At 71.9% G+C, this 7,418-nt stretch carries 6 protein-coding genes; all 6 read left to right on the top strand.

The features are described 5' to 3' along the window. Positions 1-162 precede the first annotated feature (162 nt). The gene (locus tag PV781_RS18685) at positions 163-1,143 is read left to right on the top strand and encodes an AAA family ATPase (RefSeq protein WP_274777149.1); all 981 of its coding nucleotides are present in this window, start codon (positions 163-165) and stop codon (positions 1,141-1,143) included. Between the two features lie 13 nt (positions 1,144-1,156). Beyond that, complete coding sequence (locus PV781_RS18690; RefSeq protein WP_274777150.1) at positions 1,157-2,104, top strand: DUF58 domain-containing protein; 948 nt, start codon at positions 1,157-1,159, stop codon at positions 2,102-2,104. Further along, a complete protein-coding gene (locus tag PV781_RS18695) occupies positions 2,101-2,625 on the top strand; it encodes a DUF4381 domain-containing protein (protein ID WP_274777151.1) in 525 nt (174 codons plus the stop codon). The genes PV781_RS18690 and PV781_RS18695 overlap by 4 nt, the downstream gene beginning before the upstream one ends. Next, positions 2,622-3,653 carry a vWA domain-containing protein gene (locus PV781_RS18700; protein WP_274777152.1) on the top strand — a complete coding sequence of 344 codons (1,032 nt, stop codon included), beginning with the start codon at positions 2,622-2,624 and terminating at the stop codon, positions 3,651-3,653. Before PV781_RS18695 ends, PV781_RS18700 begins: the two co-directional genes overlap by 4 nt. After that, complete coding sequence (locus PV781_RS18705; protein WP_274777153.1) at positions 3,650-5,932, top strand: VWA domain-containing protein; 2,283 nt, start codon at positions 3,650-3,652, stop codon at positions 5,930-5,932. The genes PV781_RS18700 and PV781_RS18705 overlap by 4 nt, the downstream gene beginning before the upstream one ends. Further along, positions 5,929-7,418 (top strand): BatD family protein (locus PV781_RS18710; RefSeq protein WP_274777154.1); only part of this gene is annotated, 1,490 nt, incomplete at its 3' end. The genes PV781_RS18705 and PV781_RS18710, both read left to right, overlap by 4 nt.

Genomic DNA, 7,418 nt, shown 5'->3' on the forward strand with positions numbered 1-7,418 from the left:
CACAGTCCAGACGCCCCGCTTCAGGCCGCCCCGTCGGCGCAGGCCCAGGCTGCGGCCCACGCCCAGGCAGCGGCCCACGCCCAGGCTGCGGCCCACGCCCAGGCGTCAGCCCACGCGCAAGCCGCCGCTCATGCCCAGGCTGCGGCCCGGGAGGCGCAGGCGATGGCCGCGTTGGCGGCGAGCGACCTGCCCAAGCGCACCTTCGACCGGCTGGCGGCCTATATGAACGCCGCCATCGTGGGCCAGCCGGCCTTCGTGGACCTCTTGCTGGTGGCGGTGCTGGCGGACGGGCATCTGCTGGTGGAGGGCGCGCCAGGCCTTGCCAAGACCAAGGCGGTGAAGGCGCTGGCCCGGGCGATCCAGTGCGACGACCAGCGGATCCAGTTCACCCCGGACCTCCTGCCCTCCGACCTCACCGGCACCGACATCTACCGGCCCGAGGACGGCACCTTCCGCTTCCAGGCCGGCCCCGTCTTCCACAATTTCATCCTGGCGGATGAGATCAACCGTGCCCCGGCCAAGGTGCAGGCGGCGCTCCTGGAGGCGATGGCGGAGCGGCAGGTGACGGTGGGCGGCACCACCTATGCCCTGCCCAAGCTGTTCCTGGTCATGGCGACGCAAAATCCCATCGAGCAGGAAGGCACCTATCCCTTGCCGGAGGCGCAGCTCGACCGGTTCCTGCTGCATGTGCGCATCGGCTATCCCGACGTGGCGGCCGAGCGGCAGATCCTGCGCATCGTGCGGGGCGAGGCGCGGGGCGAGGAGCTGGCGTTCGGCGAGCGGGTGCCCCAGGCGGTGGTGTTCGCCGCCCGCCGCGCGGTCCAGGCGGTGCACATGTCGGAGGCGGTGGAGACGTATCTGTTGCAGATCGTGGCCGCCACCCGCGCGCCCGAGCTTTACGGGGCAGATCTCAAGGGGGCGGTCTCCTTCGGCGCCAGCCCGCGCGGCACCATCGCGCTCGACCGGTGCGCCCGCGCCCATGCCTGGCTGCGGGGCCGCGACCATGTGCTGCCGCAGGATGTGCAGGCCATCGCCAAGCCCGTGCTGCGCCACCGCGTGCTCCTGACCTTCGAGGCCCAGGCGGATGGCTTCTCCTCCGATGATTTCATCGATGCCTTGCTCGCCCGCGTGCCGGTGAGCTGAGCGACCCGCGCTGATGGCCGCCGACAGGGACGATCTGACCGGCATCGTTGCCGACCTCAACGAGCTGATCGCGGCGCGGCCGAAGGGGCGCGCCCATGGCTATGGGGGCGCGGACAAGGTGCGCACCCTGCGCTTCGGCGGTCACAAATCGTCCTTCCGCGGCCGGGGCATGGAATTCGACGAGGTGCGCACCTACCAGCCGGGCGATGACGTGCGCACCATCGACTGGCGGGTCACGGCGCGCACCGGCAAGGCGCACACCAAGCTGTTCCAGGAGGAGCGGGAGCGCCCGGTCCTGGTGGTGCTGGATCTGCGCCCCTCCATGCTGTTCGGCACGCGGGTGTGCTTCAAGTCGGTGCTGGCGGCACGGGCCTGTGCCTTCGTGTCCTGGGTGGCGCTGGAGGGCGGCGACCGGGTGGGCGGGCTGGTGCTGACCCCCGATGGCCTCTCCGCCTTCGCGCCCCGCAGCAGCCGCAGCGAGGTGCTCGGCCTCATGAAGGCCATGGCCGAAGGCACCCGCCATGCGCTCTCCCCCACCCATGTGCGCAACGGTCCCCCCTTGGCCGATGCGCTGGCGCGCGCCCGCCATGCCAGCCGGCCGGGCACCTTGGTGTTCGTCGCCAGCGATTTCTCCGATTTCGATGCCCTTGCGGAGCAGGAGCTGGGGCGGCTTGCCACCCATTGCGAGGTGGCGAACCTGTTCGTGCAGGATGCCCTGGAGGAGGCCGCCCCGCCACCCGGCGCCTATCGCCTGAGCGACGGCAAGACCGTGGCCATCCTCGACCTGGAGGGGCGGGCGGCGCCCGCCGCCTATGTGCGCCTGTTCGCGGAGCGGCGCGCGCGCATCGAGGCCTTCTCCCGCAAGCGGGGCCTTGCCTTCAAGGTGCTGCGCACGGGGGATGACCCCGCCGACCTGCTTTCCCCCGCGCGCCTCCAGCCGGGACGGAAGGGGCCGCGATGAACCCGCAGCAGCCTTATTCCCTGCCGCCTTCGCCGCTGGACCCGCCGGGGCAGGAATTGCTCGCCCAGCTGCGCGGCCTGCATCTGCCGGGCGAGGTGCCCTTCTGGCCGCTGGCGCCGGGCTGGTGGATGCTGGCCGGCGCCCTGGTTGTGGTGCTGCTGATCGCGCTCTATCTGGAATGGCGGCGCCGGCAGACCCTGTCCTACAAGGTGCGCCAGCAGGTCAAGGCCATCGCGGCCGATCTGAAAGCACATCCCGATGCCAGGTCCGTGGCGGCGGCGAGCGCGATCCTGTTGCGCCGCGTCGTGGTCTCGCGCGGGCGGGACGAGGCGGCGGTGACCTTTACGGGGCCGGCCTGGGAAGAGGTGCTCGCCACCGGCAAGGGCGGCATGGGGGGGGAGGTGGCGCGCTTCGTGGCGCTCGCCCCCTATGTGCCGCCGCACGCGCCGGGCGGCGACGGCGTGCCCCGCGCGGCCCTGGTGGCGGCCTTGTGCCATTGGATCAAGGTCAACGCCAAATGACCTTCCAATGGCCCTTCGCCTTCCTCCTTCTCCTGGTGCCCGTGCTGGTGCGCTTCCTGGTGCCGGCGGCCAAGGTGTCGCGCTCCGGCGCTCTGCGTGTGCCCTTCTTCGCCCAGATGCGCGCGGCGGGCCTGGTGGGGGAGGGCGCGCGGCGGCGCAAGCTGGTGCGCCTCGTGCTCATGAGCCTCATCTATGGGCTTCTGGTGGCGGCCGCCGCCCGGCCGGTGATCGTGGGCACGCCCGTGCCCCTGCCGGTGGACGGGCGCGACCTGATGCTGGCGGTGGACCTTTCCGGCTCCATGGCGCGGCAGGACCTGACCAAGGATGGGCGCCCCACGGACCGCCTCACCGTGGTGAAAGCGGTGGCCGACGACTTCATCGCCCGCCGCAAGGGGGACCGGGTGGGGCTGATCCTGTTCTCGTCCCGCGCCTATGTGCAGACGCCGCTCACCTTCGACCGGGAGGTGGTGCGCCAGTTGCTGGACCAGTCCCGCATCGGCCTGACCGGCCAGGAAACCGCCATCGGGGATGCCATCGCGCTGGCCGTGAAGACCTTGCGCAGCCGGCCCGATGACCAGCGCGTCATGATCCTGCTCACGGACGGCGCCAACAATTCCGGCGTGCTCGACCCCATTCTCGCCGCCGAGGCGGCGCGGCAGGAGCATGTGAAGATCTACACCATCGGGGTGGGCGCCGACCGCCTCAACCTGGGCTCGCGGGTGGTCAACCCGTCCATGGATCTGGACGAGGACGCGCTCCAGAAGATCGCCGACATGACCGGTGGGCGCTATTTCCGCGCCCGCGACACGGCGGGCCTTGCCGCCATCTATGCGGACATTGACCGCATGGAGCCGGTGGCGGGCGAGCCGCTTTATCTCAGCCCCACCGTGTCGCTGTTCCATTGGCCGCTGGCGGTGGCGCTCGGCCTGTCCTTTTTCGGCGCGCTCTTGGGCGTCCTGCCGGCGCGGCGGCGGCGCGCGGTGCCGGTGGCGGCCGCGCCTGTGTCCGCAGGGGAGGCGCGCGGATGATCCCGGCCGGCTTCCATTTCCTGCGGCCCGACTGGCTCTACGCCCTCATTCCCGCATTGCTGCTGGCGCTCTTGGTGTGGCGCCGGCTTGGACAGGGACGCGACGACTGGGCGGGGCTGGTGGATGCCCATCTGCTGCGGCATCTGGCCGTGCGCGAGCGGGCGGGCATGCGGCGCTGGCCGGTGCCGGCGCTGCTGCTGGCCTGGGCGCTGGCCGTGGTGGCGCTGGCGGGACCCGCCTGGGAGAAGGTGCCCACCCCCACCCTCGACCGGCTGGACCCGGTGGTGGTGGTGCTCTCGCTCTCCCGCTCCATGGACGGCACCGACCGCAAGCCCTCGCGCCTGGTGGCCGCCCGCCACAAGGTGGAGGACATGCTCGGCCGCATGAAGGGCGGACAGGTGGGCCTCGTCATCTATGCGGAGGCGCCCTTCGTGGCCGCGCCTTTGACCGAGGATGCCCGCGTGGTCGGGCAGATGCTGCCGGAGCTGGCCACCGACCTCATGCCCGTGCCCGGCGACCGGCCGGACCTCGGCATTGCCGAGGCGGTGAAGCTCCTGAAGAATACCGGCGCCCCCGCGGGCCGCATCGTTCTGGTGGCGGACGGGCCGGGGCAGAACCCGCCTTTGACGCGGGCCGCCGTCTCTGCCGCCGCGGCAGCCGGCTATACGGTGAGCGTGCTCGACGTGCGCGCGCCCGGCGCCGATGGCGCGACGCAGGAGGCGCTCCGTGCGCTTGCCGGCGACGGCCGGGGCCGCTTTGCCGCTGTTTCGCCCGATGGGCGTGATCTCGATGCGGTGCTGGCCCGTTCCCTTGCGGCACGCTCTCCCGTGGCGGAGGCGCGCACGCCGCTTCAGGAAAGCGGGCTGAAGGCCGACCAATGGGTGGACATGGGCCCCTGGCTTCTGCTTCTGGCGGCGCCCCTTGCGGCGCTGGCGTTCCGGCGTGGCTGGCTCGCGGCGCTGCCGCTCGCCTTCCTTTTGGGCGCTTTGTCCGGGGAAGCCCGCGCCCAGGCGCTGGAGGCGCCGGATGCCGCCGCCTTGCAGCGGGCGGACACCACCTGGCGCAACCTCTGGCAGACCCCGGACCAGCAGGGCGCCAGCGCCTTCTCCCGCAAGGATTACGACACCGCCGCCCGCACTTTCGCCGATCCCGGCTGGAAGGGCAGCGCCCTCTATGAGGGCGGCAATTACGATGCCGCCGCCTCCACCTTCGGCGCCATGCCGGGGGCGGACTATAATCGCGGCAATGCGCTGGCCAAGGCCGGCAAGCTGGAAGAGGCGGTCTCCGCCTATGAGGCAGCCCTCGCCCGCGACCCCCAGGATGCGGACGCCCAGCACAATCTCGACATCGTCAAGAAGGTGCTGGAGCTGCGCAAGCAGCAGCAGGACGAGCAGAACAAGCAGAACCAGCAGAACCAGCAAAACCAGAAGGACCAGCAGAAGCAGGGCGGCGGCGGCCAGTCGCAGGCCAACCAGAAGCCTTCCGACGGCAAGGACCAGAAGAAGCCGGAGTCTGGGCAGGACAAGGGGCAGGACAAGGGTCCCGAGCCCCAGAAGGACCCCGGCGACAAGCCCCAGCCCGAGCAGCCCGGTCCCGATAAGGGCCAGAACAAGGGACCCAACAAGGACCAGGGCAAGGACCAGAAGGACCAGAAGAAGCCGGAGCAGGGCCAGGGCCCGGAGAAGGACAAGGGGCAGGATAAGGGTCAGGACAAGCCCGACCCCTCCAAGCCCGACCCCACAAAGCCCGACCCCACAAAGCCCGGTGACAAGCCCGATCCGAAGAAGCCCGGCGAGGACAAGGCCCCGCCGCCGGATAAGCCCGGTCAGGATCAGCCGGGGCAGGACAAGCCCGGTCAGGATCAGCCCGACCCCTTCGCGCCCCCGCCGCCGCCCAACCAGAAGCCCGAGCCGCCCCAGGGCGGCCCGCAGCCCCAGCCTGCGCCCCAGCCCTCGTCGCAAGGCCAGCCCAAGCCGGCGCAGCCCCAACAGCAACCGGCGCAGCCGCAACAGCAACCGGCGCAGCCCCAGCCGGCGCAGCCGCAGCCGGGCCAGGCCCAGCCGGCCCAGCCGGTGCAGGTACAGCCGGGCGAGCCGCCCAAGGAGCCGCCGAAGGACCCCAAGATGGTGCTGGTGCCCCGGCCCATCACGGAGCAGGACCAGAACCGCGAGCAGGCGCTGCGCAGCGTGCCGGATGATCCGGTGGGCCTGCTGCGCGCCCGCATCCGCTCCTATTATTCCGGCACGCCCGTGCCCGCTTATGAGGAGAAGGGGCCATGAGGCGCGCCGCCTTCGTCCCTACCGGCGTTCGTCGCGCGCTCCTGGCGCTGGCTCTGCTGGCGGGTCTCCTGGGGACGGCGCTGCCGGCGTTCGCCGCCACGCTGACCGCCTCCACCGACCGCACGTCCCTCGCCATGGGCGAGACGGTGACGCTCGTGCTCTCCCTGTCCGGCGGCGACAGCACCACGCCGCCGGACCTCTCCGCCCTTTCCAAGGATTTCGAGATCCTCGACCGGCGGCGCGGCAGCCGCACCGTCACCGTGGACGGCAAGCGCACCCAGGTGAATGAGTGGATGATGCTGCTCGCGCCCAAGCGCACGGGCGCGCTCACCATCCCGCCCTTGAGCGTCGCGGGCCTGACCACCCAGCCGGTGCGGCTCGACGTCGCCCGTGCCCCGGCCGTGGACGTGAACGAGGATCGCCCCCTGTTCGTTCAAATGGAGGTGGGCAAGGGGGACGCCTATGTGCAGGGCGAGATCCCCCTCACCGTGCGCATCTATGACTCCGTCGGCATGCGCTCCGGCGCCCTGACCCGGCCGGAGGCGGAAGGTGCCAGCATCGCGCCGCGGGGCGAGCAGCAATCCTATGTGCGCACCATCGGCAAGAAGCGCTACCGGGTCTATCAGCAGGATTATGTGATGACGCCGCAGAAGAGCGGCACCATCCACATCCAGTCCGTGACGCTGAAGGCCGTGGTGCCCGGCTCCTCGGGCGCCAGCCTCGACGCGGAGATGGCGCGCCTGCTCGGCCGTCCGCCGAGCCCCCAGGCCTGGCTCGATGCCGGGGCGCCGGGCCGGGAGATCAACCTGCACACCGATCCGGTGGACGTGGAGGTCAAGCCCCGCCCCAGCGCCGCCACCGGCTGGTTCCTGCCCGCCAAGGCGGTGACGCTGACGGCCCAGTGGTCGAGCCCGCCGGCCAAGGCGCAGGTGGGCGACACGCTCACCCGCACCATCCGCCTCGTCGCGGTGGGCGCCACGCCCAACCAGCTGCCCCCGCTCACCCCCCTGGCGGTGGAGGGCCTGCGGCAATACGAGGATGAGAGCCGCCCGGAAACCGTGCAGGTGAAGGGCGAGACGGCGGCGCAGGTGACGCAGGTGGTCTCCGTGGTGCCCACCCGGCCGGGCACCTTCACCTTGCCGGCGGTGGAGGTGGACTGGTGGAACACCGCCACCAGCCGCGCCGAAAAGGCCGTGCTGCCGGCCGAGACCTTCACCATCGCCGGTGCCGCCCCCGAGCCGGCCTCCGCCGCCGACCAGGCCGTGGCGGTGGTGGAAGAGGCGCCCGAGGCCCCGCCCGAAGGCGCCCCCGCGCCAGCGGGCACGGACCTGGTGGCGGCCATCGTGGTGCCCGCGCTGGCTTATATCGAGACCCATTCCCGCCTGGTGGCGGCGGTGGCGGCGGGGTTGCTGACGCTGGGCCTGTTCCTCGCCGTGGTCGGCCGTGCCCGGGCCGCCCGCGCCCGCCGCCGCACCTTGCGCCCGGC

It is taken from the genome of Aquabacter sediminis, from assembly GCF_028863665.1.
GTDB lineage: Bacteria > Pseudomonadota > Alphaproteobacteria > Rhizobiales > Xanthobacteraceae > L1I39.

Coding starts and splice junctions, on each gene's coding strand:
- PV781_RS18700 (WP_274777152.1), top strand. CDS start 2,622: ATGACCTTCCAATGGCCCTTCGCCTTCCTCCTTCTCCTGGTGCCCGTG.
- PV781_RS18685 (WP_274777149.1), top strand. CDS start 163: ATGGCCGCGTTGGCGGCGAGCGACCTGCCCAAGCGCACCTTCGACCGG.
- PV781_RS18695 (WP_274777151.1), top strand. CDS start 2,101: ATGAACCCGCAGCAGCCTTATTCCCTGCCGCCTTCGCCGCTGGACCCG.
- PV781_RS18690 (WP_274777150.1), top strand. CDS start 1,157: ATGGCCGCCGACAGGGACGATCTGACCGGCATCGTTGCCGACCTCAAC.
- PV781_RS18705 (WP_274777153.1), top strand. CDS start 3,650: ATGATCCCGGCCGGCTTCCATTTCCTGCGGCCCGACTGGCTCTACGCC.